The 25,032-nt window shown below is 61.5% G+C and carries 19 protein-coding genes; 11 read left to right on the forward strand and 8 right to left on the reverse strand.

Translation table 11 applies throughout. The features are described from left to right. Nucleotides 1–18 precede the first annotated feature (18 nt). Nucleotides 19–1,209, forward strand: coding sequence for a benzoate/H(+) symporter BenE family transporter (locus RHM69_RS12620; RefSeq protein ID WP_200600603.1), 1,191 nt, complete (start codon nucleotides 19–21; stop codon nucleotides 1,207–1,209). 36 nt (nucleotides 1,210–1,245) lie between these two features. Here the strand turns inward: RHM69_RS12620 and RHM69_RS12625 are convergent, their stop codons facing one another. Then, nucleotides 1,246–1,590, reverse strand: a complete 345-nt coding sequence (locus RHM69_RS12625; RefSeq protein WP_003193255.1) for a YggL family protein — start codon at nucleotides 1,588–1,590, stop codon at nucleotides 1,246–1,248. A 236-nt stretch (nucleotides 1,591–1,826) separates the two neighbouring features. On the opposite strand from RHM69_RS12625, the gene dacB reads away from it, so the two are divergent. Further along, nucleotides 1,827–3,287: a D-alanyl-D-alanine carboxypeptidase/D-alanyl-D-alanine-endopeptidase gene (dacB, locus tag RHM69_RS12630; protein WP_014719471.1), complete on the forward strand. Its 1,461-nt coding sequence runs from the start codon at nucleotides 1,827–1,829 to the stop codon at nucleotides 3,285–3,287. 135 nt (nucleotides 3,288–3,422) lie between these two features. Here the strand turns inward: dacB and RHM69_RS12635 are convergent, their stop codons facing one another. Both RHM69_RS12635 and rlmKL read right to left on the reverse strand, forming a co-directional pair. After that, a complete protein-coding gene (locus tag RHM69_RS12635; RefSeq protein WP_020302639.1) occupies nucleotides 3,423–5,807 on the reverse strand; it encodes a diguanylate cyclase in 2,385 nt (794 codons plus the stop codon). A gap of 200 nt (nucleotides 5,808–6,007) precedes the next feature. Next, nucleotides 6,008–8,272: a bifunctional 23S rRNA (guanine(2069)-N(7))-methyltransferase RlmK/23S rRNA (guanine(2445)-N(2))-methyltransferase RlmL gene (rlmKL, locus tag RHM69_RS12640; protein ID WP_014719473.1), complete on the reverse strand. Its 2,265-nt coding sequence runs from the start codon at nucleotides 8,270–8,272 to the stop codon at nucleotides 6,008–6,010. 532 nt (nucleotides 8,273–8,804) lie between these two features. Between rlmKL and rmf the strand changes: the two genes are divergently transcribed. Further along, nucleotides 8,805–9,020: a ribosome modulation factor gene (rmf, locus tag RHM69_RS12645; RefSeq protein WP_002553055.1), complete on the forward strand. Its 216-nt coding sequence runs from the start codon at nucleotides 8,805–8,807 to the stop codon at nucleotides 9,018–9,020. A 543-nt stretch (nucleotides 9,021–9,563) separates the two neighbouring features. Further along, nucleotides 9,564–10,985 carry a group II intron reverse transcriptase/maturase gene (ltrA, locus tag RHM69_RS12650; RefSeq protein ID WP_011805433.1) on the forward strand — a complete coding sequence of 474 codons (1,422 nt, stop codon included), beginning with the start codon at nucleotides 9,564–9,566 and terminating at the stop codon, nucleotides 10,983–10,985. A 76-nt stretch (nucleotides 10,986–11,061) separates the two neighbouring features. On the opposite strand, the gene RHM69_RS12655 is transcribed toward ltrA, so the two are convergent. The 5 genes from RHM69_RS12655 to RHM69_RS12675 all read right to left on the reverse strand — a co-directional run bounded on the left by RHM69_RS12655 (nucleotide 11,062) and on the right by RHM69_RS12675 (nucleotide 14,137). After that, on the reverse strand, nucleotides 11,062–12,081 hold the full coding sequence (locus tag RHM69_RS12655) for a quinone-dependent dihydroorotate dehydrogenase (protein ID WP_057701027.1): 1,020 nt from the start codon (nucleotides 12,079–12,081) through the stop codon (nucleotides 11,062–11,064). Between the two features lie 85 nt (nucleotides 12,082–12,166). Further along, nucleotides 12,167–12,634 carry a transglycosylase SLT domain-containing protein gene (locus RHM69_RS12660; protein WP_200600613.1) on the reverse strand — a complete coding sequence of 156 codons (468 nt, stop codon included), beginning with the start codon at nucleotides 12,632–12,634 and terminating at the stop codon, nucleotides 12,167–12,169. Then, entirely contained in the window at nucleotides 12,621–13,010 is a 390-nt protein-coding gene (locus tag RHM69_RS12665) for a winged helix-turn-helix domain-containing protein (RefSeq protein ID WP_014719476.1), read from the reverse strand. The genes RHM69_RS12660 and RHM69_RS12665 overlap by 14 nt, the downstream gene beginning before the upstream one ends. A 164-nt stretch (nucleotides 13,011–13,174) precedes the next feature. Beyond that, nucleotides 13,175–13,390 (reverse strand): FliM/FliN family flagellar motor switch protein, encoded by a 216-nt coding sequence (locus tag RHM69_RS12670; protein ID WP_003193267.1) that lies wholly within the window; start codon nucleotides 13,388–13,390, stop codon nucleotides 13,175–13,177. A 15-nt stretch (nucleotides 13,391–13,405) separates the two neighbouring features. Next, the gene (locus RHM69_RS12675) at nucleotides 13,406–14,137 is read right to left on the reverse strand and encodes a secretin N-terminal domain-containing protein (protein ID WP_014719478.1); all 732 of its coding nucleotides are present in this window, start codon (nucleotides 14,135–14,137) and stop codon (nucleotides 13,406–13,408) included. Nucleotides 14,138–14,383: 246 nt separating this feature from the next. On the opposite strand from RHM69_RS12675, the gene RHM69_RS12680 reads away from it, so the two are divergent. The 7 genes from RHM69_RS12680 to RHM69_RS12710 all read left to right on the forward strand — a co-directional run bounded on the left by RHM69_RS12680 (nucleotide 14,384) and on the right by RHM69_RS12710 (nucleotide 25,032). Continuing rightward, complete coding sequence (locus tag RHM69_RS12680) at nucleotides 14,384–15,583, forward strand: CmpA/NrtA family ABC transporter substrate-binding protein (protein WP_014719479.1); 1,200 nt, start codon at nucleotides 14,384–14,386, stop codon at nucleotides 15,581–15,583. Between the two features lie 13 nt (nucleotides 15,584–15,596). Then, entirely contained in the window at nucleotides 15,597–16,172 is a 576-nt protein-coding gene (locus RHM69_RS12685) for an ANTAR domain-containing response regulator (RefSeq protein WP_003193274.1), read from the forward strand. 272 nt (nucleotides 16,173–16,444) lie between these two features. Further along, nucleotides 16,445–17,656 (forward strand): nitrate/nitrite transporter, encoded by a 1,212-nt coding sequence (locus tag RHM69_RS12690; protein WP_014719480.1) that lies wholly within the window; start codon nucleotides 16,445–16,447, stop codon nucleotides 17,654–17,656. Continuing rightward, a complete protein-coding gene (locus tag RHM69_RS12695; protein ID WP_200600615.1) occupies nucleotides 17,656–19,323 on the forward strand; it encodes a bifunctional protein-serine/threonine kinase/phosphatase in 1,668 nt (555 codons plus the stop codon). Before RHM69_RS12690 ends, RHM69_RS12695 begins: the two co-directional genes overlap by 1 nt. Before the next feature lie 233 nt (nucleotides 19,324–19,556). Continuing rightward, nucleotides 19,557–22,010 (forward strand): nitrite reductase large subunit NirB, encoded by a 2,454-nt coding sequence (gene nirB / locus RHM69_RS12700; protein WP_200600617.1) that lies wholly within the window; start codon nucleotides 19,557–19,559, stop codon nucleotides 22,008–22,010. Continuing rightward, nucleotides 22,007–22,324, forward strand: coding sequence for a nitrite reductase small subunit NirD (gene nirD, locus RHM69_RS12705; protein WP_014719483.1), 318 nt, complete (start codon nucleotides 22,007–22,009; stop codon nucleotides 22,322–22,324). The genes nirB and nirD overlap by 4 nt, the downstream gene beginning before the upstream one ends. Next, nucleotides 22,324–25,032 carry a nitrate reductase gene (locus tag RHM69_RS12710; protein ID WP_200600618.1) on the forward strand — a complete coding sequence of 903 codons (2,709 nt, stop codon included), beginning with the start codon at nucleotides 22,324–22,326 and terminating at the stop codon, nucleotides 25,030–25,032. Before nirD ends, RHM69_RS12710 begins: the two co-directional genes overlap by 1 nt.

Here is a 25,032-nt window from a genome sequence, read left to right on the forward strand (position 1 = left end):
AATAAGGAACACCTCTCCATGACCGACGCCACCCAAGCGCCCTTGCGCCCACTGGCCGACACTTCTGCGTCGGCCCTCGTCGCCGGCTTTATCGCCATGATGACCGGCTACACCAGCTCCCTGGTGCTGATGTTCCAGGCCGGCCAGGCCGCCGGCTTGACCACGGCGCAGATTTCTTCGTGGATCTGGGCGATTTCCATCGGCATGGCGGTGTGCAGCATCGGCCTGTCCCTGCGCTATCGCACACCGATCACCATCGCCTGGTCCACCCCTGGCGCGGCGCTGCTGATCACCAGCCTGGGCGGCGTGAGCTATGGCGAGGCCATCGGTGCCTACATCACCTGCGCGGTACTGGTGACGCTCTGCGGGTTGACCGGCAGCTTTGAGAAACTGGTCAAGCGGATTCCGGCGTCACTGGCGGCGGCGTTGCTGGCGGGGATCCTGTTCAAGATCGGCAGCGAGATTTTCGTCGCCGCCCAGCATCGTACCGGGCTGGTGCTGGGGATGTTCTTCACCTACCTGATCATCAAGCGCCTGTCGCCGCGTTATGCCGTGCTGGCCGCCTTGCTCATCGGTACCGCCTTGTCAGGGCTGATGGGGCTGCTGGATTTCAGCGGTTTTCATCTGGAGGTGGCGACGCCTGTTTGGACGACGCCGCACTTCTCGCTGGCGGCGACCATCAGCATCGGCATTCCGCTGTTCGTAGTGGCCATGACCTCGCAGAACATGCCCGGCGTAGCCGTGCTGCGAGCCGACGGCTACACCGTGCCGGCGTCGCCGTTGATCACTACCACTGGCCTGGCGTCATTGGTGCTGGCACCGTTCGGCTCCCACGGCATCAACCTGGCGGCGATCAGCGCCGCGATCTGCACCGGGCCGCACGCCCATGAAGACCGCAACAAGCGCTACACCGCTGCGGTGTGGTGTGGGGTGTTCTATGGGATTGCCGGGGTATTCGGCGCCACGCTGGCAGCATTGTTCGCAGCCCTGCCCAAGGAACTGGTGCTGTCGATTGCGGCGTTGGCGTTGTTTGGCTCGATCATCAATGGCTTGAGCATCGCCATGAATGAGCCGAAGGAACGGGAAGCGGCGCTGATCACCTTTATGGTCACGGCGTCAGGCTTGACGTTGTTTTCCATCGGTTCGGCGTTCTGGGGGATTGTGGCGGGGGTGTTGACGCTGCTGATTCTGAATTGGCGCAAGGCATAAAAAAAAGGCGACCCTCAGGTCGCCGTTTTTTCAGTATCACTTAGCCGCGTTGATCGGCTTTTCCGGATACCACACGTCCAGCAACGGGCTGACTTCAGCCTTGGTCAGCTCGGAACGGGTTTTCAGCCAGGCTTCCACGGCAGCACGCTGCTCTTCGGAGACCGAGCCACGCTTTTGCAGGCAAACCAGACCGTAGTCATCGCCGCCGACATAGCCCAGGCCATTGGCTTCCATGGCTTCTTTGATGAATGCTTCGAGGAAAGCGTCGATAGCTTCTTCACTCAGGCCTTCGTTGAAGTCCAGGTTCAGTTCGAAACCCAGCTCTTGAAATTCATCAACGCACAGTTTTTTGCGCAGACGCTGGGAACGGTTAGTCGCCATTGGAACAATCCTCATAAGTATTAACGGGCGGCACTTTAGCAGTTTAAGGCGGCAATTGCCCGACTCTCTGGGACCGACGGGCAAATGCGCGCAAAAAAACCATGATTAGCAGCTATCGTTCAGCTACACGTGGCGCCAGCTTGGGGCATAATGCCGACACTTTCGTGACCAATGAGGGATTTTCTTCCATACCCCTCGCCTTTTTCACCCTCCTCAGCAGTAGGGTTTTATTTCTTATGATCAAATCTTTGCGCTCAGTGTTACTTGCCAGTGTTGTCTTGCCCCTGGCCTTTTCCGTTTGCGCCGCTCCCGTCAATAACACCCTGCCACCCAGCGTTGCGCAGGCCTTGCAGAAGGCCAAGCTGCAAAATACCGCGCTGTCCCTGGTGATGCTGCCCCTGAACGGCCCTGGTACCCCTACGGTCTTCAACGCCGACGTCTCGGTGAACCCGGCTTCCACCATGAAGCTGGTCACCACTTATGCGGCCTTGGAAATGCTCGGCCCCAACCATCAGTGGAAGACCGAGTTCTACACCGATGGCACCCTCAGCGGCGGCGTGCTGCGTGGCAACCTGTACCTCAAGGGCGGCGGCGATCCCAAACTGAACATGGAAAAGCTCTGGTTGCTGATGCGCGACCTGCGTGCCAATGGCGTGCAGCAAGTCACTGGCGACCTGGTGCTAGACCGCAATTTCTTCAACCAGCCGCAATTGCCCGAGTTCAACGACGACGGCAACGATGAGAACAAGCCGTTCCTGGTCAAGCCCGACGCCTTGCTGGTCAACCTCAAGGCCCTGCGCTTCGTGACCCGCAATGATTCGGGGCGGGTGATCGTATCGGTCGAGCCGCCGATTGCCAGCATTCGCATCGACAACCAGGTGAAAGTCACCAACGCCAAGCAGTGCACCGGTGACGTGCGCTACAGCCCGGTGACCGCTGCCGACGGCAGCGTGACCGTGACCGTCAGCGGCCAACTGGGTGATGGCTGCAGCTCGCAGACTTACCTGTCGCTGCTCGACCACGCCACCTACACCGCAGGTGCTGTACGGGCGATCTGGAAGGAATTGGGCGGTACCATCCAGGGCCGTGACATCCAGGCACCGGTGCCCAAGGATGCCAAGGTACTTGCCCGCGCCTTCTCGCCGGACCTGGCGGAGATCATCCGCGACATCAACAAGTACAGTAACAACACCATGGCCCAGCAGTTATTCCTGAGCCTGGGTGCGCAGTTTCGCAACGATGCCGATGGCGACGATGCCAAGGCCGCGCAACGCGTCGTGCGCCAGTGGCTGGCCAAGAAAGGCATCACCGCGCCGCACCTGGTGATGGAAAACGGCTCCGGCCTGTCCCGCGCCGAACGGGTCAGCGCCCGCGAGATGGCGGCCATGCTGCAAGCCGCGTGGAAAAGCCCTTATGCGGCGGAGTACATCAGCTCGATGCCGATCGCCGGCACGGACGGCACCATGCGTAAACGCCTGAAAACCACCGCCCTGCGCGGCGAAGCCCATGTGAAGACCGGCACCTTGAACACCGTGCGCGCCATTGCCGGTTACAGCCGCGACAACAATGGCAATACCTGGGCGGTGGTGGCGATTCTCAACGACTCCAAGCCTTGGGGAGCCTCGTCGGTGTTGGATCAGGTGCTGCTGGACCTGTATCGCCAGCCGAAGGCCGTTGCAGCCGCACCGGTTCTCTAAACCCTCACATGATCGCCCCCACGCTGATCGTTCCCACGCTCTGCGTGGGAATGCTGTTTTGGACGCTCTGCGTCCGCGCTCAAGGCGTGACGCGGAGCGTCTTAGGATGCATTCCCACGCAGAGCGTGGGAACGATCATTCAAGCGTCAGGGCTTCCTCGACGCGATCCCTGCCCGCCTGCTTGGCCACGTACACCGCCGAATCAGCGCGCAGCAGCAAGCCATCGATACCTTCGTCGATCCGCCAACTGGCTACGCCGAAGCTGGCGGTAACCACCCCCACCGGCTCCATCGCCGCATCACGCAACGACTGCCACAACTGCATCGCCAGGCTGTAAGCCTGTGCGCCATCAGTGTTGGGGCACAGCACCACAAACTCTTCCCCACCCAGCCGGCAAAATACATCGGTACGGCGCAAGCGTTGGCCGATACGCTTGCACAACTCCTGCAACACGCCGTCGCCCACGGCATGGCCGTGCTGATCGTTGATGCGCTTGAAGTGGTCGATATCGAGCATGATCAACGACAGCGCGCCAGAGGTACGGTTGAGCCGGAGCATTTCGCCCTTGAGACGATCCTGGAAATAGCGCCGGTTATAGATCCCTGTCAGGGAGTCGGTAATGGACAGTGCGCGCAGTTCATCCTCGACCCGTTTGAGATCAGAAATATCCGATACATAACCGTGCCAAAGCGTACCGCCTCCCGGCAATTCTTCCGGCGTCGCTTCGCCGCGAATCCAGCGCAGGCCTCGCTGAGGTAATTGCACGCGGTACTCTTCGCGCCAATGGCTCAGTTGCAACGCAGAAAGGCGTATCGAGGCACGCACTCGCTCCAGGTCCAAAGGGTGAATGCGCTCCAGCACCTTGCCCGCATCCTGCTGCAGCACGCCCAGTTCGATTTCATAGATATCGCGCATGCCTTCGCTGGCATAGATGAAACGCCAATTGTCCTGTGGTTCCAAAGTGAACTGGAAGATTCCACCCGGTACATGGGCACTGAGTTTTTTCAGCAGGCGGTCGCGTACCGCAAGGGCCTCATAGGCGCGCTTTTGCTCGGTGACATCCAGGTAAATCGCCAAGTGCCCGACCCACAGGCCATGGTCATCCAAGAGCACGGTCGGCAACATGTTGACCGTCAGTTGGCTGCCATCCTTGCGCACCAGCGTCCACTCACGCCCTTCATGTTGACTGTCCGGGCTCTCCACCAGCATCGCCTGGCTCGCTGGAATGCGCTTGCCCAGCGCCCTGCTCAACGGCTCAGCGCGGGCGTCGAGTTCCGCGGCCACGTGCAGGCGGTCCAAGGTCATATGCCCCAGCACCTCCTCGGCCGTAAAGCCCAACATCTGTTCGGCACCGGCATTGAAGGTGTTGATCACACCGCGCAGGTCAGTGGCAATGATCGCCACTTGAGTCGCCGCATTCAGCACGCTGCGCAGTTGCCCATGGGCACCGCGCAACTCCTGCTCACGGGCACGCAATTGAACGGTGCGTTGCTCCACCAGTTTCAGTGCGCGCTGGCGCTGGCTGACCAGCATGTAAAGCAGCGCACTGAGCAAGGCGCTGAGCAACACGCCCATCGCCAGAATGGCGTGCATCGAAGAATGGTTGGCCTTGTCGAACACTTCGCTCGCGCTCAGGCTCAGGGCGTAGACATGATCGCCCAGGGTGAGGCGACGTGCAGCCGTCAAGCCACTGCTGCCCAAGGCGTTACTGGACGCGTACAACACCCGTTGCTGGGTGTCGGAGGTGTCTACGATCTGCATCACCAGGTTGTCCCGGTTGGGCCTGGGCAACCCCTCGGCCACCAGCTGGCGCATGCTGATCACCGCCATCACAAAGCCGTAAGGCTCGGCATCTGCGACTTTGCTCACGGGCGCCACCAACAACACGCCTGCCGCATAAGCGGGCTCCACACCCACCAATTGCATGGGCTGTGACACCGCCAACTGGCCGCTTTCTTGCGCACGCGCCAGCGCTGACCGGCGCAGGGGCTGGGCCAGCAGATCAAAGCCCAGCGGCGAGCCCAGCAAACTTTGGGTCTGGCTGTACAGCACCGGTACGTATTCATCGCGCTCGGCCGCGGGCGCCAACTCACCTGCAGTATTCAGTTCGCGGATACTGAAGGGAATGCCACGCTGGCGAGAAATGTCCTGCTCAAACAAGCTGCGCTGCGTACGAAATATCCGTGGTGCCCAGGCATAGGCACGGGCATGCAACAACAGCGGTTTGGCGAAACCGTCGAACTCGGCGCGGGATACCTCTGCGGAATTGACGAAGAAACGCTGCAGGCTGCCCAGGCGTTGTTCCTGATCTTCAAAACGTTCCTGGATGCGGCTGTAGCGTTCGTTGACCAGCAACTGGAACCGCTGGCGCACCTGCTGCTGATACAGGTCCGAAGCCGCCCACGCGACGACCACCGTCAGCGCGCTACCGACCAGTAACACCACCAATGCCACCAGCCAAGCCGATGCCTGCTCACTGATAAAACCAAGGATTTTCGGGCGAACGACTTGCATCGGCATAGGCAACACTCACAGCGCCAGTGTGCGGGGGTGTCACTTTGGCTAGGGCTTAAGTTATAGCCATCGGTCATGGGTTTGACCAGTGCAAAAACAATAGGAGCGAGCTTGCTCGCGAAGAACCTGAGAGCGCTGCGTTAAACCGGATACGCAGCGCTATCGTTGACGATCTTCGCGAGCAAGCTCGCTCCTACAGAGAAAAATCAGCGTGCGGTGATTTTCCAGGCGCGGTGGATCTTGGCATTGCGCGCAAAATCAGGGTCGATGGTCTTGTCGCTGATTTCCTCGACCGCATAGCGTTCGCTGAGGTTGTCTTCCAGCTGGAACTTGCGGAAGTTGTTGGAGAAGTACAGCACGCCACCCGGCGCCAGGCGTGCCATGGCCAGGTCGAGCAACTGCACATGGTCACGCTGCACGTCGAAGATGCCTTCCATGCGCTTGGAGTTGGAGAAGGTCGGCGGGTCGATGAAAATCATGTCGAATTCATCGCGGCTCGCTTCCAGCCACGCCATCACGTCACCCTGTTCCAGGCGGTTCTTGTCGGAGAAGCCGTTGAGGGAGAAATTGCGACGCGCCCAGTCCAGATAGGTCTTGGACAGGTCGACGCTGGTGGTGCTGCGCGCGCCGCCCTTGGCAGCATGCACACTGGCTGTGGCGGTGTAGCAATACAGATTGAGGAAGCGCTTGCCCGCCGCTTCCTTCTGGATGCGCATGCGCATCGGGCGATGGTCGAGGAACAGGCCGGTGTCCAGGTAATCGGTGAGGTTGACCAGCAACTTAACGCCGCCTTCACTGACCTCGGTGAATTTGCCTTGGGCACTCTGACGCTCGTATTGCTTGGTGCCGCTCTGGCGCTCACGACGCTTGACCACCACACGGCTCTTGTCGACGTTCAGTGCCTGGGGAATTGCCGCCAAGGCATCGAACATGCGGGCCGAGGCTTTTTCCGGGTCGATGGATTTTGGCGCCGCGTATTCCTGCACGTGCACCCAATCGTGGTACAGGTCGATCGCCATGGAGTACTCAGGCATGTCGGCGTCATACACACGGTAGCAATCCACCCCTTCGCGCTTGGCCCATTTGCCCAGCAGCTTGAGGTTCTTCTGCAGGCGGTTGGCAAACATCTGCCCGCCTTCGCTCAGGCGCGCCTGCTCCACCACGGGGGCCGGGGCGGGCTTGATCGGGTTGCCGTTCTTGTTGTACTGACGCTCTGCCGGCTCGCTCGGGGCCTGGTCGTAAGCCGCCTGCTCACGTTCGGCCTGGCGCTGTTCCGGGGTGCGGCGCTCGCCGGTGACGAACTGGTCCGGATTGACCTTGATCAGCAGCAACTTGCACGGCAATGCGCCGTTCCAGAACGAATACTGTTTGTGGCTGCGGATACCCATGCGCTTGCCCAGGTCCGGCGCGCCGGTGAACACTGCGGCTTCCCAGCCCATACAGGCTTGGCGCAAGCGTTCGCCGAGGTTCTGATAGAGATACAACAGGCTGGCTTCGTCACCCAGGCGCTCACCGTAGGGTGGGTTGCAGATCACCAAACCTTTCTGATTCTGATCCGGGCGCGGCTCGAACGTGCCCACTTCGCCCTGGTACACCTTGATCCAGTGGCTCAGGCCGGCGCGTTCGATGTTGTTGCGTGCGGGCTGGATCAGGCGCGGGTCGGCTTCGTAGCCACGTACCCACAGCGGCGGCTTGTTCATGCCGATGGCCGCCCGCTCAGTCGCCTCGGTATGCAGCTTTTTCCACAACGCCGGGACGTGACCCAGCCACGTGGTGAAACCCCACAGCTCGCGGTTAAGGTTGGGGGCCATGTCGGCGGCGATCATTGCGCCTTCAACCAGGAAGGTGCCGACACCGCACATCGGGTCGGTCAGCGCGCCGCCTTCGGCGGCAATACGTGGCCAGCCGGCGCGAATCAGGATCGCCGCTGCCAGGTTTTCCTTCAGGGGTGCCGCGCCCTGCTGCAGGCGGTAGCCACGCTGATGCAGGCTGTGGCCGGAAAGGTCCAGGGACAGGATCGCTTCGCCACGGTCCAGGCGCAGGTGAATGCGCAGGTCAGGGTTGATCTTGTCGATGGACGGACGCTCGCCGGTCGGGGTGCGCAGTTTGTCGACGATCGCATCCTTGACCTTCAGCGCCCCGAAGTGGGTGTTGTCGATCCCCGAGCCGTGGCCGCTGAACTCTACCGCGAGGGTACCGTCGGGGACCATGTGGTCAGCCCACTCGATGTCCAGCACGCCGTGGTAAAGATCCTCGGCGTCTTTCATCGGGAAACGCTTGAGCACCAGCAACACGCGGTTGGCCAAGCGCGACCAGAGGCACAAGCGGTAGGCGGTTTCCATGTCGGCCATGCCGCGCACGGCCGAGGTGTGCTCGCGGGCTTCCTCAAGGCCAAGCCCGACGGCTTCCTCGATCAGCAGGCCTTCGAGGCCCTTGGGGCAGGTGAGGAAGAGTTCAAAACGGTCCGACATGGGGCATTCCAGGCTTTTCAGCAATAAGTGAACCGGCGACGCATCGCCGGTTCGGTTTTCAATCAAGCACTTTTCTCGAAGAGTGCTCGCGTGGCACGAATGTGCCGTTCCACCCCGTCTGGCGGGCTCTTGAGCCTTTATTGGCGAGGCAGAAGAAGAATGTTGCGCAACAAAAAGAAATATTCCGACCCTTCGTCGAATAATAACCGACTGCAATAGGCGGGCATTCTCACTAAGGAATTAAACCTTTCCTCTTTACAGGGCACATCATAGCTGGCTTTGCCCTATAAAAGGGGCGAATAACCAGCCCAGCTTATGGCTATAGCATCGTTATCGTTACGTGCTTATGACAAAACGATCATTGAATACATGTGACCTATTGGTTAGAACTCAACACAGGTTGGCGCCGTAACGGTGCCAACACATTGGCTCGCCACGCCGGCAGCGAGCCCACCAACGGCAGAAAAACTCTGCCCGGCCTTGGACAAGGCCGAAGGATATCTAGACAGTCAACAAGTGAGGGAAACACCCTATGAGAAGACTTAAGCGTGATCCGTTGGAAAGAGCATTTTTACGCGGATATCAATATGGCGTTCATGGAAAATCCCGTGAGCTTTGCCCATTTACTCTACCGTCGGTACGCCAAGCCTGGATCAACGGCTGGCGAGAAGGACGCGGCGACAACTGGGACGGTATGACTGGCACTGCGGGCATCCACAGACTCAACGAACTTCACGCCGTCGGCTAATCAGGGGATTTAATTGCGACACACACATCTTTGAACTTGTAGCGACTTAACCACGCGCGCCCCATCCGGGCGGCGGGCTTCGGCCCAGGGGCTCCTTTATGGAGCCCTTTTTATTGGTGCGCCAGGCATGGCGCGTTGCGCGCAAGCGCAACCAGCTTGGCTGTGGTGGCCACGCTGGTGACTGGGAGGTGAAAGTCCTCTACACACCCGGCAAGGGGAAGTGTTAGCCAGAGGCAAGGGTGTCGCGGGTGACTGCGAATCTGAAGGAAGCCCGAGGCAAAATGCTGGCCTGACGAACAGGAAGCGGATAGAGGCGGCGCAGCGGGGTAAGAAGGCCAAAATCTTCAAAGCCCAATACTTGCACGGAACGCTGTGACGTAGATCCGACAGGCATAAGCAGGAAGGTCGCGCGAATTACCCTGGGAGATCTGCACGTTTGCCAGTGTGCTACCGAGCGTCGAGAGGCGATGGGATGAGCGTGCAGAAGTCAGCCGAAGCCGTAGTAAGTGGCGAATAACCGCGCCACCAAGGGCCGAACAGGTTATGCCGCCAGTAGGCGTCAGAGTCTCGTTGAATACCGAAATGCAGAAATTTCTCCAAGAGAAGACTGTGACTCCGAGTCCCGGACAGAATCCGAGGATGACGGCTGACAGCGCAAAGGTATCGACGGCATCTGTGACGTGGACGAACGCGGAGCCGGACACGCTGATGGCGCGGGTGCTTGCACCGGCCAACCTCAGACGTGCGTATCAGCGCGTGGTCAGCAACAAGGGCGCGCCGGGTGCCGATGGCATGACGGTCGACGACTTGGCGGACTACGTGAATCAGTATTGGCCGATCCTCCAGAGGAGGTTGCTGGCCGGCGAATACCACCCGCAAGGTGTACGCGCCGTCGACATCCCCAAACCCAAAGGCGGCACCCGACAACTGGGCATTCCCTGCGTCGTGGATCGCCTGATCCAACAGGCACTGCTGCAACAGCTCACGCCGATCTTCGACCCGCTGTTTTCGGATTACAGCTACGGCTTCCGTCCGGGCAGAAGCGCCCACCAAGCCATCGAGACAGCCCGCGCCCATGTGGCGGCAGGGCATCGCTGGTGCGTGGAACTCGATCTTGAGAAATTCTTTGACCGGGTCAACCACGATCTCCTGATGGCGTACGTGGCGCGCCAAATCGTAGATAAACGCGTGCTCAGACTGATCCGGCGGTACCTCCAAGCCGGTGAGATGTCGGGTGGGATCGCCAGCCGACGGCAGGAAGGGACGCCGCAAGGCGGCCCGCTCTCGCCGTTGCTGTCGAACATCCTGCTCAACGAACTCGACCGCGAGCTGGAACGGCGGGGTCATCGCTTCGTGCGTTATGCCGACGATGCGAACATCTATGTGCGCAGCCCTCGTGCTGGCGAACGAGTGATGGCCAGTGTTGAGCGCTTCCTGAATCAGCGCCTGAAACTAACGCTGAATCGGGATAAGAGCCGAGTAGCCGGGTCTTGGATGTGTGATTACTTGGGTTACGGGATGAGCTGGCATCAGCAACCGAGACTGAGAGTGGCGACGATGAGCCTGGGTCGCTTGCGCGACCGGCTCAGAGAGCTGCTACGTAAAGCGCGGGGCCACAAGGTGGCGACTGTCATCGAGCGGATAAACCCCGTGCTGCGCGGATGGGCGGGCTACTTCAAGCTGAGCCAGAGCAGACGGCCACTTGAGGAATTGGACGGCTGGGTGCGTCACAAGCTTCGCTGTATCGTCTGGCGTCAATGGAAGCGGCCCTCTACGAGGGCGCGCAACTTGATACGCTTGGGACTTAATGCGGCGCGGGCGTGGAAATCGGCAGTCAATGGCCGAGGCCCATGGTGGAACTCGGGAGCGCCCCATATGAATCAGGCGTTGCCGAAGAAGCTGTGGGACCGCCTCGGGCTGGTCTCGATACTGGATACGATAAACCGACTTAACCGTATAACCTGAACCGCCGTATACGGAACCGTACGTACGGTGGTGTGAGAGGACGGCGGATGTGAATCCGCCTCCTACTCGATCCTGATCAGCGCAAGGCAGCGATGGCATCCACCGACTGGCGAATCAATGCCGGGCCTTTGTAGATGAAGCCGGAGTACAACTGCACCAGGCTGGCGCCGGCCGCGATCTTCTCAGCCGCGTGTTTGCCTTCGGTGATACCGCCCACCGCGATGATCGGCAAACGCCCAGCCAACTCGGCCGCCAGCACCTTGACGATATGGGTGCTCTTGTCCCGCACCGGCGCGCCCGACAGGCCGCCGGCCTCGTCACCATGGGCCAGGCCTTCGACGCCCACGCGGCTGAGGGTGGTGTTGGTCGCAATCACCGCGTCCATCCCAGAATCCACCAGGGCCTGGGCCACCAGGACGGTTTCTTCATCGCTCATGTCCGGCGCGATCTTGATGGCCAGCGGCACACGCTTGCCATGCCGCACGGCCAGGTCTTCCTGGCGCTGGCGCAAGGCTTCGAGCAGTTGCTTGAGGGAATCGCCAAATTGCAGGCTGCGCAGCCCCGGGGTGTTGGGCGAGCTGACGTTGACGGTGACATAGCTGGCGTGGGCGTAGACCTTGTCCAGGCATATCAGGTAGTCATCCACCGCACGTTCCACGGGCGTGTCAAAGTTCTTGCCAATGTTGATACCCAGAATGCCGGTGTACTTTGCCGCCTGAACCCGCGACAGCAGATGGTCGACGCCGAGGTTGTTGAAGCCCATACGATTGATGATCGCCTCCGCTTCCGGCAGCCGGAAGATGCGAGGCTTGGGGTTGCCCGGTTGCGGCCGTGGGGTCACGGTGCCGATTTCGACAAAGCCGAACCCCAGTTGCGCAAACCCGTCGATGGCCGCGCCGTTCTTGTCCAGGCCGGCAGCCAGACCGACCGGGTTGGGGAAGTCGAGCCCCATCACCGACACCGGCACTTTCGCCGCTGCCTTGCATACCAGGCCATTGAGCCCCAGACGGCCACCGGCACCGATCAGGTCCAGGGACAGATCGTGGGAGGTTTCCGGGGAGAGTTTGAACAACAGCTGGCGGGCCAGGGTATACATGGGCGGGCTAGACTCGGATGGCGGCAAAAGGTGACGCTGATTATAGCCGGGGTGGCGGCCTGCATGCGAGGCGTGCCACCTGATCTCATTGACGTTGCGCCGTCAACGCCTCATAACGCACCCAGATCCTTTCGGCGTAGCGCAGGCGTAATGCCTCACGCTGTGGCCCGGGCCCCGGCCCCACGTTGTAAGCCCCCACCGCCGTCCAGTTATAGCCAAAACGCTGGATGAACTCGGCAAGAATCGAGGCGCCTACTTCTACCGACAGGCAGGGCTCGCTCAACAGCCGTTCTTCGGTAATGCCCTGCTTGAGCAAGCGCGGCAAATGGATGCTGTTGATTTGCATCAAGCCGATATCCCGCGTGCCATTGCGGTTGGTGTAGTTCATCGTTTGCGCCCGGTAACCCGATTCGACCGAGGCGATAGCTTGCAGCAACTCCGGCTCAAGGTCGTGGCGGCTGGCCGCCTCTTCCCAGCAAAAAGCCCAGGCCTGGCTGCTGCCCATCAATACCCCGAGCACCAGGCCTTTGCCCCATGCCTTAACTCTGGACATTGCTGGCCTGACCACAGACGGCGCACACGTGTGCCACTGCCCTGGGTTGATCACCTGTGCGCACCGGGCAGGTAAAGCGATAGCCCTTGCCATAAATCGTCTTGATAAAGCCTTTGTCGGCCCTCAAGTGCTTGCGCAGGGAATAGATACACCGCGTGAGTGACTCATCGGCCACTTCCCCCCGAGGCCAGGCCAGTTCCAGCAAGCGGTCCTTGGTCATCAGCGCGCCGCCGGAAGCCAGCAGCAACCGCAGCACATGCCCCTCCTTGGGAGCCAACTGAATATCCGCCTCCACACCCGTCAACCGGCCATCGCCATGCAAGGTCCAACGAGCGAAGACCAGGGACGTCGTCGTTTCATCCATTACGACGGCCATACGCACCTCTGTAGTCGACTACTGACATTCAAATCCATACTGTGTGAACCAATTCATCTGCCATTGGCATGACTATAAAAACCGCGCCCCGTACCTGCGTTAGGAAAAAACCCATTCATTTGCCTTTTTTGGGCCGAAGCCGGTCAGATAATTCGCTCGCACCCTTATCGCGGCAGCCACTCCTGAAAGGTTTCCTGTAATTCAACTCCTAGCCGATCCTCCAACTGCACCAACTCTCCCACTGCCATCAGTTGCCCATTGACCCGCACCTCCACACAGCGGGTGACGCCTGGGTCCAAGGGCAGCACCTTCCCCGGTGCGAATGCGGCCAAACGCTTGCGGCTGATCAGTTGCTCCTGCAGCAATATTTCCAGGTGCATGGACAAACGCCTTTTTCAGGGGGAAGACTCAGGGTCCGCTCGCAGGAACGCACGTCGCACGTACTCATATTGCGCGGCGGTCAACTGAGGTGCGCCGACCAGTTGCACGTCTCCACCGACAGCCTGCGCCGGCCCCGGCGAGGCTTCATCCAGCGGCTGGGCGACATCCAACTCGGCCACCCGTTTTTCGATAACCTTCACTTGGGCAGGTGAACCCTTGATCAACAGACTGTTGGTATCCGGATAAGCCATTAACACAAGGCGGCCATCGGCCAGTTGGTCCTTCTGCGCCTGGGATAACCGAGCTTTGATCATTGAAGCCATGCCCGGTACAAGGACCCTGTTGGCACCTGCGCCCTGCAGGTGATCGTCCACGAGGACGTTGATCACTTTCACCACGCCGAATAACGACGCATGCTCTGGCACCTTGCGTGGGGGGCGGTCCATCAGTTGAGCGAGGCGCAATACCTGGTCGACATAACGGGAAGGCCCGGTTACATAGAACGTACGCGCGCCGTTTTCACGCAGGGGGTAGCGCGGCTCATCCAGCCCCGCACGCCGCATGATGCCGCGCAGCCTATTGACGGAAATATGCCGCAGCACCACCGCCGAGCTTCTCTCGTCTTCGGCGCCGTAGAGCGGCAACTCCTCGCCACGGGCCGTGGCACTGCCCAGTACCAGCACGGCGCACAGCAGCGCGCTGTACAGCCAGCGGCAATTGAGGGTTGCGAGGTAATCAGCGTGCACCGTGGGTATGCCTGGCGGTCTGGCCTGAAGAAGCGGCCATACTGCGAGGCGCACGAGGTTCAATCATGATCGAAAGCTGACGGCCTGTTGCAACCGCCCCACCCATGGCATGTGCCTTGCTTTGCACTCTGTATCAGGCTCGCACCAAAGGCGGCACGGGCCTACGGACAAAGGCGTCGTTCCCCTGCAATGGCCTATACGCCAACCAGGGAAACGGCGCTTTTTTTTAGAAAAAGGCAGGTATTGATGAACGATCCGCTGGCTTGGGTAAACGGCAGCGATGCCCCAGAAAAGAGCAGCCTGGACCTGGGGTTCATGGCCCTGACCGATTGCGCCTCGCTGGTGGTCGCCGCCACCCAGGGCTTCGCCCAACCCTACGGCCTCACACTCAACCTCAAGCGCCAGGCGTCCTGGGCCAACCTGCGCGACAAGCTGGTCAGCGGTGAATTGGACGCCGCCCACAGTCTCTACGGGCTGATCTATGCCGTACACCTGGGCATCGGCGGCGTCGCCCCCAGCCCCATGGCGGTGCTGATGGGGCTGAACCAGAATGGCCAGGGCATCAACCTGTCCCATGGCCTGCAACAGCAAGGGATGATCACTCCTGAGGCGTTGAAGCGCCATGTGCACCAAAGCCGGACAAAACTCACCTTCGCCCAGACGTTTCCCACCGGCACCCACGCCATGTGGTTGTATTACTGGCTGGCGAGCCAAGGCATTCATCCCTTGCAGGATGTGAACAGCGTAGTAGTGCCGCCGCCACAAATGGTGGCGCACCTGCAAGCCGGCCGCATCGACGGCCTTTGCGTGGGTGAACCTTGGTGCGCCAGCGCAGTGCAACAGAACCAGGGCTTTACCCTGGCGACCAGCCAGGCGATCTGGCCGGACCACCCGGAAAAAGTCCTGGGCTGCACCCAAGCCTTCGTTGACGCCTACCCCAATACCGCACGCGTGCTGGTCATGGCGATCCTGGAGGCCAGCCGGTTTATCGAGCAGAGCCGTGAAAACCGCCGCTCTACCGCCCAGTTGCTCAGTGCCCCTGAATACCTCGATGCGCCTGTGGCTTGCATCGAACCACGCTTGCTGGGGGACTATGACGATGGCCTGGGCAACCAGTGGCAAGATCCCCATGCACTGCGCTTTTTCGCCGACGGCGAGGTGAACCTGCCCTACCTCAGCGATGGCATGTGGTTCATGACCCAGTTTCGGCGCTGGGGCTTGCTGCGTGAAGACCCGGACTACCTGGGCGTCGCCCGGCAGGTGCAGCAACTGGCGCTGTACCGCCAGGCGGCCGAGACGCTGGGCATTACCCCGGGCAACTCGGACATGCGCCGCAGCCAGTTGCTCGACGGCAAGACCTGGGACGGCAGCGATCCCGCCGGCTATGCCCGCAGCTTCCACCTTCACGCCTTGGCCGATGACGCCAATCGCCAAGCGCTGCGCTGACAGGAGCCGGACGATGCTGCGAATCCTGTTGATCAACGACACCCCGCGCAAGGTAGGGCGCCTCAAGGCCGCATTGACCGAGGCCGGCTTCGAGGTGATCGATGAGTCCGGCTTGACCATCGACCTGCCCGCACGCGTCGAAACAGTGCGTCCTGATGTGATCCTGATCGATACCGAGTCACCCGGGCGCGATGTGATGGAGCAAGTGGTGCTGGTCAGCCGCGATCAGCCCCGGCCCATCGTGATGTTCACCGACGAGCACGACCCGAATGTGATGCGCCAGGCCATCAAGTCCGGCGTCAGTGCCTATATCGTCGAAGGCATCCAGGCCCAGCGCCTGCAACCGATCCTCGATGTGGCCATGGCGCGCTTCGAGAGTGACCAGGCCCTGCGCGCCCAGCTTCATGCCCGCGACCAGCAACTGGCCGAACGCAAGCGCATCGAGTTGGCCAAGGGCCTGCTGATGAAGATGAAGAGCTGCAACGAGGAAGAGGCCTACACCCTGATGCGCCGCCAGGCCATGAGCCGTCAACAGAAACTGATCCAGGTGGCGGAGCAGATTATTGCCATGAGCGAGTTGCTCGGCTGATCTGGCTCAGCTTGATGGTTCCCACGCTCCTGCGTGGGAACGCCGCCAGGGACGCTCCGCGTCCCGCCATGCGCCGCTGATGACGCAAAGCGCCAGAGGCCCAAGCGACAGGTGTGAATAATTCGGGTTGGCGCAGGATTTGCTAAGCATTCACCACAGGTAGCCAACGGCGGTTGCCCCCTCACGACAAAGACGTCGCCCACCCGGTTTGCCCTTGCGAACCCGGTGGCGGCGTTTTTTCGTTTCTAGACCCCCAACCGTTGAGGTGCGTGATGAAATCAAGCTTCTGGAAATCCGGGCACACCCCGACCCTGTTTGCCGCGTTCCTGTATTTCGACCTGAGCTTCATGGTCTGGTACCTGCTGGGCCCCCTGGCGGTGCAGATTGCCGCTGACTTGCACCTGACCACCCAACAGCGCGGCCTGGTGGTGGCCACCCCGATCCTGGCGGGCGCGGTGCTGCGCTTTTTGATGGGGATGCTGGCCGACAAGCTGTCGCCCAAGACCGCCGGGCTGATCGGCCAGGTGATTGTGATCGTGGCGCTGTTCTGCGCCTGGAAACTGGGGATCCACAGCTACGAACAAGCGCTGCTGCTGGGCATGTTCCTGGGCATGGCCGGTGCGTCCTTCGCCGTCGCCCTGCCCTTGGCATCACAGTGGTATCCGGCGGAGCACCAGGGCAAGGCCATGGGCATCGCCGGCGCCGGTAACTCCGGCACTGTGTTTGCGGCGTTGCTGGCGCCCGTGCTGGCGGCCGCCTTTGGTTGGAGCAATGTATTCGGCTTTGCGCTGATCCCACTGGTGCTGACCCTGATCGTATTCGCCTGGCTTGCGCGCAATGCGCCTGAACGGCCGAAAGCCAAAGCCATGGCCGACTACTTCAAGGCCTTGGGCGACCGCGACAGTTGGTGGTTCATGTTCTTCTACAGCGTGACCTTCGGCGGGTTTATCGGCCTGGCCAGCGCCCTGCCCGGCTACTTCAACGACCAGTACGGCCTGAGCCCGGTGACCGCCGGCTATTACACCGCCGCCTGTGTGTTCGGCGGCAGCCTGATGCGCCCATTGGGTGGCGCCCTGGCAGACCGGTTCGGCGGGATCAAGACTCTGCTCGGCATGTACAGCGTGGCGGTGATCTGCATTGCGGCAGTGGGGTTCAACCTGCCCAGTTCCTACGCGGCGCTGGCACTTTTCGTCTGCACCATGCTCGGCCTGGGCGCTGGCAATGGGGCGGTATTCCAACTGGTGCCACAGCGTTTTCGCAGTGAGATCGGCGTCATGACCGGCCTGATCGGCATGGCCGGCGGCATCGGTGGCTTCGCCCTTGCGGCGGGCATGGGCGCCATCAAGCAGAGTACTGGCAGCTATCAACTGGCCCTGTGGTTGTTCGCCAGCCTCGGTGTGCTGGCCTGGTTCGGCCTGCATGGGGTGAAACGGCGCTGGAGAACCACCTGGGGTTCGGCCGCCGTGACCGCCGCCCGCGTCTGATGAGCCTACAACTGAGCGTCGCCCAGGCCAGTGCCATCGGCCCGCGCAGCGAGAACCAGGATGCGCTGCGGGTGGTCACGCCCATGGCGGAACTGGCCGCGAGCAAAGGCTACCTGTGCGCGCTGGCCGACGGCGTCAGCCAGTGCGCCGACGGCGGCCTGGCCGCACGCTCGACCTTGCAGGCGCTGGCCGTGGACTACTACGCCACGCCGCAGACTTGGGGCGTGGCCCAGTCGCTCGAACGTCTGTTGGTCGCGCAGAATCGCTGGTTGCAAGCCAACGGCGGCGGCCAACCGTTGCTCACCACCCTCAGCGCCCTGGTGTTTCGCGGCCAACGCTTCACCCTGGCCCATGTCGGTGATTGCCGGGCGTATCGTTGGCTTGACGGCGAGTTGCAACGCATCAGCGAAGACCATGTGTGGGAACAGCCGGGCATGCAGCATGTACTCAAGCGCGCCCTCGGCCTGGATCAGCACCTGGTGCTGGACTTCCTCGATGGTCCATTGCGCGAGGGCGAGTGTTTCCTGCTGCTCAGCGACGGGGTATGGGCCACGCTGGGCGATCACAGCATCGGTGCGATCCTGCGCGAGCAAAGCGACCTCGACCTGGCCGTCAACACCCTGGTCAGCGCCGCCCACCTGGCGGGTAGCCAAGACAACGCCAGCGCCTTGCTGGTGCGCATCGATCAACTCGGCGCGGCCACCCTCGGCGACGCCTTGGTGCAGTTGCAGCAATGGCCACTGCCGCCACCGCTGAAAGTCGGGCAAACCTTTGAAGGCTGGCAGGTGCAAAGCGTGCTGGCGCAGAGTCGGCAGTCGTTGCTGTACCGCGTGCACGACGCCCAGGGGCACCCCTGGCTGCTCAAGACCTTGCCGTTGCGTTGCGACGATACCGACGCCGCCCAGGCCTTGTTATCGGAGGAATGGTTTCTGCGCCGGGTCGCCGGCCGGGCCTTTCCCGAAGTGCATGCCGCCAGTGGCCGTCAGCATTTGTACTACGTGATGCGCGAATACGCCGGGCAAACCCTGGCCCAACTGTTCCAACAACAGGGCCCGCTGCCATTGGCACAATGGCAGTCGATTGCCGAACGCTTGCTGCGCGCCGTGGGCCTGCTGCATCGCCGGCAGATCCTGCACCGCGACATCAAGCCAGAAAACCTGCTGCTGGGAGAAGATGGCGAACTGCGGGTGCTGGACTTCGGCCTGGCCTATTGCCCCGGGCTCTCCGAGGACCGTGCGCACCTGCTACCCGGCACCCCGAGTTTCATCGCGCCCGAGGCGTTCGCTGGCGAGCAGCCTACGGCACAACAGGACTTATATAGCGTCGGCGTGACCTTGTATTACCTGCTGACTGGGCATTACCCCTACGGTGAAATCGAGGCCTTCCAACGGCCCAGGTTTTCCCAACCCGTCAGCGCCAGCCGTTATCGCCCCGACTTGCCGGAGTGGTTGCCGCACAGTCTGGAACGAGCGCTGTTCGCTGTCCCGGGCCAACGCTATGAAACCGCCGAAGAATGGCTGTTGGTGCTGGAGCAGGCCGACCGCCGCGAATTGAGCCTACGCCCACGGCCTTTGCTCGAACGCGAACCCTTGAAAGTCTGGCAGACCCTGGCGATGGCCTCGCTTTTGCTCAATCTGGTGCTGTTGTACTGGTTGATGCACCACTAACGGGCAGAATCCGCCGACTCTCTGTGTAAACGCCCAGTAAAACTGGGGCTATAGGGACTTGGCACAGCTGCTGCATTAGCTTTGCCAACACCCCACATATAGCCGCTCCTTCAACGACGAAGGGCCGAGCTTCCCGAGAGAACGGGACCAGGACAAAGGCGTCCTCGCTAGCTGACTAGCGGGGATGCCTTTTTTGTTTGCGCACGATTTGTCGAGCCATTGCGGAGAACGACATGAAAAAACTCAAACTGGTGATGATCGGCAACGGTATGGCCGGGGTTCGCACCCTGGAAGAACTGCTCAAGCTGAGCAACGAGCTGTACGACATCACCGTGTTCGGCGCCGAGCCTCACACCAACTACAACCGCATCCTGCTGTCGCCGGTACTGGCCGGTGAGCAAACCTTCGAAGAGATCGTGCTCAACGACCTGGATTGGTACCTGAACAATAACGTCAAACTGCTGCTCAACCGCAAAGTGGTGCAGATCGACCGGGTCAAGCGCAAAGTCATCGCCGAAGACGGCACCGAGGCCGAATATGACCGCCTGCTGATCGCTACCGGGTCCACGCCGTTTATCCTGCCAATTCCCGGCAACAGCTTGCAGGGCGTGATTGGTTACCGCGACATTGCCGACACCCAGGCGATGATCGACACCGCCAAGACCCACAAGCATGCGGTGGTGATCGGCGGCGGCCTGCTCGGCCTGGAAGCGGCCAACGGCTTGATGCTGCGCGGCATGCACGTGACGGTGGTGCACATCGGTGAATGGCTGCTGGAGCGGCAACTGGACAAGACCAGCGGCCAGCTACTGCAAACCGAACTGGAAAGTCGCGGCCTGGTGTTTCGCCTGTGCGAGCAGACCCAGGCCCTGCACGATGCCGGCAATGGCCGCGTCGGCTCGGTGCAGTTCAAAAATGGCGACATCATCCCGGCCGACCTGGTGGTGATGGCTGCCGGCATCCGCCCCAATACCGAACTCGCGGAAAAGTCCGGCATCCCTTGCAACCGTGGGATCCTGGTCAACGACACGATGCAAACCTACGACCCGCGTATCTATGCGATCGGTGAATGCGCCAGCCATCGCGGCATCGCCTATGGCCTGGTGGCGCCCTTGTTCGAACAGGCCAAGGTCTGCGCCAACCACCTGGCCCAATTGGGCTTTGCCACTTACAAGGGCTCGGTGACCTCCACCAAGCTGAAAGTCACCGGCATCGATCTGTTCTCCGCCGGCGACTTCATGGGTGGCGAAGGCACCGAGACCATCACGCTCTCCGACCCGATTGGCGGCGTGTACAAGAAGCTGGTGATCAAGGACGACATCCTGGTCGGCGCCTGCCTGTACGGCGATACCGCCGATGGCGGCTGGTATTTCCGCCAGATCCGTGAGAACCACGCCATCGGTGAAATCCGCGATCACCTGATGTTCGGTGAAAATGCACTCGGCGATGTCGGCCACCAAGGCCAGGACAAAGCCATGAGCATGGCCGACAGCGCCGAAGTCTGCGGCTGCAACGGCGTGTGCAAGGGCACCATCGTCAAGGCGATCCAGGAACAAGGGTTGTTCAGTGTCGACGAGGTGAAAAAACACACCAAGGCCGCCAGCTCCTGCGGCTCCTGTGCCGGCCTGGTCGAGCAGATCCTGATCAACACCGTGGGCGGCGCCGCCGACGTCAAACCCAAAAGTGAAAAAGCCATCTGTGGCTGCAGCGACCTCAACCACGGGCAGATCCGCCAGGCCATCCGGGAGCAGCACCTGCTGACCATCGGCAGCACCATGCGTTACCTGAACTGGCGCACCCCCAATGGCTGCGCCACCTGCCGCCCGGCGCTCAACTATTACCTGATCTCCACCTGGCCCGGCGAAGCCAAGGACGACCCGCAATCGCGGCTGATCAACGAACGGGCCCACGCCAATATTCAAAAAGACGGCACCTATTCTGTGGTGCCACGGATGTGGGGCGGCGTGACCAACCCTTCGGAGCTGCGCCGCATCGCCGATGTGGCCGACAAGTACAACGTGCCGATGGTCAAGGTCACCGGCGGCCAGCGTATCGACTTGCTCGGTATCAAGAAGCAGGACTTGCCTGGGGTATGGAAGGACCTGGATATGCCGTCCGGGCATGCCTATGGCAAATCCATCCGTACCGTCAAAACCTGTGTGGGCAGCGAGTTCTGCCGGTTTGGTACGCAGAACTCCACACAACTGGGCATCGAGCTGGAGCATGACCTGTTCAACATGTGGTCGCCCCACAAGGTCAAGTTGGCGGTGTCCGGTTGCCCACGCAATTGCTCGGAAGCGGGCATCAAGGACGTAGGCATTATCGGTGTCGACTCGGGCTGGGAGATGTACATCGGCGGCAACGGCGGGATCAAGACCGAAGTCGCGGAGTTCTTCGTCAAGGTGAAAACCGCCGAGGAAGTGCGTGAATACAACGGCGCGTTCCTGCAGTTGTACCGCGAAGAAGCCTTCTACCTGGAGCGCACCGTGCACTACCTGCAGCGAGTGGGCATGGAGCATATCAAGAAGGCCGTATTGGAAGACCCGGCGCGCCGCCAAGCCCTCAATGAGCGTTTGCAGTTCTCGTTGTCATTCGAGCAGGACCCGTGGAAGGAACGCCTGGAGCAGCCGCTGCTGAAAAAGGAATTCGACGTGATCCCCGTCAAACAACTGGAGGTCTCGCTATGAACTGGCTAGATATCTGCGCCCTCGATGAAATCAACGCCCTGGGCTCGCGCATCATCAGCGGGCCCAAAGGTGACATCGCGATTTTTCGCACCAGTGACGATGAAGTCTTTGCCCTCGACGACCGCTGCCCGCACAAGGGCGGGCCGCTGTCCCAAGGCTTGATCTACGGCAAGCGCGTGGCCTGCCCGCTGCACAACTGGCAGATTGACCTGGCGACTGGCCAAGCCCAGGCCCCGGATATCGGCTGCGCCCACCATCATCAGGCCCGGGTCGAAAACGGCCGGGTGATGCTGGCCCTGCGGGACGCGGGTTGATGAACCGCCAGACCACCGCGTCCACCTGCTGTTATTGCGGGGTGGGCTGCGGCGTGCTGATCGAGCATGACGGCGAACAGATCCTGGGGGTGCAAGGCGACCCCAGCCATCCGGCCAACTTCGGCAAGTTGTGCAGCAAAGGTGCCAGCCTGCACTTGACCGGCGACGTGAGCGCCCGCGCCCTGTACCCGCAATTACGCTTGGGCAAAGCACTGGCACGCACTCGCACCGACTGGGACACCGCCCTGGAACACGCGGCCAACGTGTTTGCCGAGACGATTGCCGAACACGGGCCCGACAGCGTGGCGTTCTATATCTCCGGGCAACTGTTGACCGAGGACTACTACAGCTTCAACAAGTTGGCGCGGGCGTTGGTGGGCACTAATAATATCGACAGTAACTCCCGGCTGTGCATGTCTTCGGCAGTGGTCGGCTACAAGCGCAGCCTGGGCGCCGATGCGCCGCCGTGCAGCTATGAAGACCTGGAAAACAGCGACTGCGTGATGATCGTCGGCAGCAATATGGCCTACGCCCATCCGGTATTGTTCCGGCGCCTGGAGCAAGCCAAGGCGCAACGCCCGCAGATGAAAGTGCTGGTCATTGACCCTCGGCGTACCGACACCTGCGACTTGGCCGACCTGCACCTAGCGATCTTGCCGGGCACGGATGTGGCGTTGTTCCACGGCATTTTGCATCTGTTGCTGTGGGAAGACTGGGTCGACCGCGCGTTTATCCAGGCCCACACCGACGGCTTGGCCGAACTCAAGCGCCTGGTGCATGACTACACGCCGCAGATGGTCACGCAGCTATGCGGCATCAGCGTCGAACAGTTGCGCCTGTGCGCGCAGTGGGTGGGCACCTCCAGCAGCTTTCTGTCGCTGTGGTGCATGGGGCTTAACCAATCCACGACCGGCAGCGCCAAAAACAGCGCGTTGATCAACCTGCATTTAGCCACGGGGACCATTGGCCGGCCGGGCTGCGGGCCGTTTTCCCTGACCGGCCAACCGAACGCCATGGGTGGGCGCGAAACCGGCAGCCTGTCCAATTTGCTGCCGGGCCACCGCGAAGCGGCCAACCCTGAACACCGCGCTGAAGTGGCGGCCTATTGGGGCGTGGAACAACTGCCCGCGACCACCGGCCTTACCGCCATCGAACTGTTTGAACAGGTGCAGGCGGGGAAGATCAAGGCGTTGTGGATCGCCTGTACCAACCCGGCCCAATCGCTGCCCGACCAGAACGCGGTGCGCGCCGCTTTGGCAGCGTGCCCGTTCGTGGTGTTGCAGGAAGCCTTTCGTACCACCGAAACCGCCGCCTATGCCGACCTGCTACTGCCCGCCGCCAGTTGGGGTGAAAAAGACGGCACGGTGACCAACTCCGAGCGACGTATTTCCCACGTGCGCCGCGCCATCAACCCACCGGCTGAAGCACGCGCGGATTGGGCGATCACCGTGGATTTCGCACAACGCCTGGAGCGCCGTCTGCGGCCGGGGTTGCCGAGCCTGTTCGCCTTTGAGCACGCGGCGCAGCTGTTTGATGAATTCAAGCCACTGACTCAAGGCCGTGACCTGGATATGTCCGGCATCAGCCACGCCCTGCTCGACCAGCTCGGCCCGCAGCAATGGCCGTTTCCCGAGGGTGCGCAAGCGGGTACGTCGCGCTTGTACACCGACGGTATTTTCCCCACTGACACTGGGCGGGCGCAGTTTGTCGCCGAGCCTTATCGCGCCGCCAAGGAACAGCGCGATGCGCGATTTCCCCTGACCCTGATCACCGGTCGCCTGCGTGATCAATGGCATGGGATGAGCCGCACCGGCACGGCAGCGCAGTTGTTCGGGCACGTCAGTGAAGCATTGTTGAGCCTGCATCCGGATGAGCTACGCCGCCACCGCTTCAAAGAGGGTGACCTGATCAGCCTGAAAAGCCGTCGCGGCAGCGTGATCGTCGCCGTCGGCAGCGATGACAGTGTGCGTCCCGGCCAAGCGTTCCTGCCCATGCACTGGGGCGACCGCTTTCTCAAGGGCGGCGTCAATACCCTCACTCAACCGGCGTTCGACCCTTTGTCCAAGCAGCCGGAGCTCAAGCACAGCGGCGTGCGCCTGGAAGCCGTGCAACTGCCGTGGCAGCTGTTTGCGCTGATCGAAGGCGATGTACAGCAGCACTTCGAAGCCTTGCGCCCACTGTGTGAAACCTTTGCCTACGTCAGCCTGAGCCTGGCTGGCCGTGAACGCCCCGCGCTGCTGGTGCGCGCCGCGCATACCGAGGCGCCCGACCTGCAACTCTTGACCCGTATCGACCACCTGCTGGGCCTCAACGACGGCCCGGTAATGGCCTATGACGACCCGCGCCGCTCAATCGGCAAGCGCGTGAAGATCGAGAAAGGCCGCATCACCGCCCTGCGCCTGGCCGGCGAAACCCTGGCCCGTCACTGGCTGCAAAGCCTGTGGCTGGAAGGCCGGGCCGACGAGCAACTGCGGCGCTGGTTGCTGGCGCCCTTGAGCGCGCCACCGGGCGGTACCACGGCCAGCAACAAGATTGTGTGCAACTGCAAGAACGTCAGCGAAAACGCCGTGTGTGCCGGTATCGGCAGCGGCCTGGACCTGGATGGCCTCAAACAGGCCTTGGGCTGCGGCACCCAATGCGGCTCCTGCGTGCCGGAAATCAAACGTCTTTTGGCCAGCAACCCGCAGCCAATCGCCATCAGTGTGTAA

This window comes from Pseudomonas sp. CCI1.1 (assembly GCF_034348165.1).
Taxonomy (GTDB): Bacteria; Pseudomonadota; Gammaproteobacteria; order Pseudomonadales; family Pseudomonadaceae; genus Aquipseudomonas; species Aquipseudomonas paracarnis.

Excerpts from the sequence above, each read along its gene's own strand:
- RHM69_RS12620 (WP_200600603.1), top strand. The coding sequence starts at position 19 with ATGACCGACGCCACCCAAGCGCCCTTGCGCCCACTGGCCGACACTTCT.
- RHM69_RS12625 (WP_003193255.1), bottom strand. The coding sequence starts at position 1,590 with ATGGCGACTAACCGTTCCCAGCGTCTGCGCAAAAAACTGTGCGTTGAT.
- dacB (WP_014719471.1), top strand. The coding sequence starts at position 1,827 with ATGATCAAATCTTTGCGCTCAGTGTTACTTGCCAGTGTTGTCTTGCCC.
- RHM69_RS12635 (WP_020302639.1), bottom strand. The coding sequence starts at position 5,807 with ATGCCGATGCAAGTCGTTCGCCCGAAAATCCTTGGTTTTATCAGTGAG.
- rlmKL (WP_014719473.1), bottom strand. The coding sequence starts at position 8,272 with ATGTCGGACCGTTTTGAACTCTTCCTCACCTGCCCCAAGGGCCTCGAA.
- rmf (WP_002553055.1), top strand. The coding sequence starts at position 8,805 with ATGAGAAGACTTAAGCGTGATCCGTTGGAAAGAGCATTTTTACGCGGA.
- ltrA (WP_011805433.1), top strand. The coding sequence starts at position 9,564 with ATGCCGCCAGTAGGCGTCAGAGTCTCGTTGAATACCGAAATGCAGAAA.
- RHM69_RS12655 (WP_057701027.1), bottom strand. The coding sequence starts at position 12,081 with ATGTATACCCTGGCCCGCCAGCTGTTGTTCAAACTCTCCCCGGAAACC.
- RHM69_RS12660 (WP_200600613.1), bottom strand. The coding sequence starts at position 12,634 with ATGTCCAGAGTTAAGGCATGGGGCAAAGGCCTGGTGCTCGGGGTATTG.
- RHM69_RS12665 (WP_014719476.1), bottom strand. The coding sequence starts at position 13,010 with ATGGCCGTCGTAATGGATGAAACGACGACGTCCCTGGTCTTCGCTCGT.
- RHM69_RS12670 (WP_003193267.1), bottom strand. The coding sequence starts at position 13,390 with ATGCACCTGGAAATATTGCTGCAGGAGCAACTGATCAGCCGCAAGCGT.
- RHM69_RS12680 (WP_014719479.1), top strand. The coding sequence starts at position 14,384 with ATGAACGATCCGCTGGCTTGGGTAAACGGCAGCGATGCCCCAGAAAAG.
- RHM69_RS12685 (WP_003193274.1), top strand. The coding sequence starts at position 15,597 with ATGCTGCGAATCCTGTTGATCAACGACACCCCGCGCAAGGTAGGGCGC.
- RHM69_RS12690 (WP_014719480.1), top strand. The coding sequence starts at position 16,445 with ATGAAATCAAGCTTCTGGAAATCCGGGCACACCCCGACCCTGTTTGCC.
- RHM69_RS12695 (WP_200600615.1), top strand. The coding sequence starts at position 17,656 with ATGAGCCTACAACTGAGCGTCGCCCAGGCCAGTGCCATCGGCCCGCGC.
- nirB (WP_200600617.1), top strand. The coding sequence starts at position 19,557 with ATGAAAAAACTCAAACTGGTGATGATCGGCAACGGTATGGCCGGGGTT.
- nirD (WP_014719483.1), top strand. The coding sequence starts at position 22,007 with ATGAACTGGCTAGATATCTGCGCCCTCGATGAAATCAACGCCCTGGGC.
- RHM69_RS12710 (WP_200600618.1), top strand. The coding sequence starts at position 22,324 with ATGAACCGCCAGACCACCGCGTCCACCTGCTGTTATTGCGGGGTGGGC.